Raw genomic sequence first — 1,166 nt, 5'->3', positions numbered from 1 at the left:
TTCTCGTCCGGACTCCCGGACAACGGCACGAGAAGCCCGCTCGGTACGAACCCGACCCGCCGATAGAAGCGCTGGGCCCGCCCGTTGTCCTCATGCACGATGAGCCGAGCCCGCTCGGCGCCGCGTCCCCAGGCCCACTCCAGGCCGGCGTCGAACAGCACCTCGGTAAGCCCGCTGCCCCGCTCCTCGGGCCGCACGAACACCCCGACGACATGCCCCTGCATCCGCTCCACGGGATGCCCGGCCCAGTCGATCGTGCCCGGCTCCTCGATCAGCACGGTCAACGTCCCGACCCAACGCCCGTCCGGCGCCTCGACGATGATCTGCTGCGCCCCGACGGCGCCCTCACAGCCCCCGGCGGCCCGGTCCATCCAGAAGGAGTCGGGCCGAGCGAGAGCTTCCTCGTGCGTCTCCAGGAAGGCGATATGGGCAACCGGGTCCTGGAGGGCCGCGAGCCGCAACTCCTTGACGGCCTGCCACTCGTCCGCACGGATGGATCGGATGACGTAGTTCATACGACTCAAGCTAACGGAAAAACAAAAAGGCCCACACCTATTTTAGGTGTGGGCCTTTTTCAAATTTTGTTCGGCGGCGTCCTACTCTCCCACAGGGTCCCCCCTGCAGTACCATCGGCGCTGTAAGGCTTAGCTTCCGGGTTCGGAATGTAACCGGGCGTTTCCCTCACGCTATAACCACCGAAACACTATGAAACTGTCGAACCATGCCACACCGCATGCCAGGCATACGGGGCTGTTCGTGGTTTCAGAACCAACACAGTGGACGCGAGCAACTGAGGACAAGCCCTCGGCCTATTAGTACCGGTCACCTCCACACGTTACCGTGCTTCCAGATCCGGCCTATCAACCCAGTCGTCTACTGGGAGCCTTACCCCATCAAGTGGGTGGGAATACTCATCTCGAAGCAGGCTTCCCGCTTAGATGCTTTCAGCGGTTATCCCTCCCGAACGTAGCCAACCAGCCATGCCCTTGGCAGAACAACTGGCACACCAGAGGTTCGTCCGTCCCGGTCCTCTCGTACTAGGGACAGCCCTTCTCAATATTCCTGCGCGCGCAGCGGATAGGGACCGAACTGTCTCACGACGTTCTAAACCCAGCTCGCGTACCGCTTTAATGGGCGAACAGCCCAACCCTTGGGACCGACTCCAG

1 protein-coding gene and 2 rRNA genes are annotated in these 1,166 nt (G+C 62.3%); all 3 read right to left on the bottom strand.

Features of this window, described 5'->3' with window-relative positions:
- On the bottom strand, positions 1 to 515 hold a 515-nt coding region (locus tag ACFZAM_RS37165), incomplete at its 3' end, for a GNAT family N-acetyltransferase (RefSeq protein WP_391053007.1).
- Positions 516 to 583: 68 nt separating this feature from the next.
- Positions 584 to 700 (bottom strand): 5S ribosomal RNA (rrf, locus tag ACFZAM_RS37160).
- 92 nt (positions 701 to 792) lie between these two features.
- Positions 793 to 1,166: ribosomal RNA gene (locus ACFZAM_RS37155) — 23S ribosomal RNA — on the bottom strand; the annotation flags it as partial.

Source organism: Streptomyces sp. NPDC008079 (genome assembly GCF_042957385.1).
Lineage (GTDB): Bacteria > Actinomycetota > Actinomycetes > Streptomycetales > Streptomycetaceae > Actinacidiphila.
This window is presented reverse-complemented; position numbering and strand designations above follow the sequence as displayed.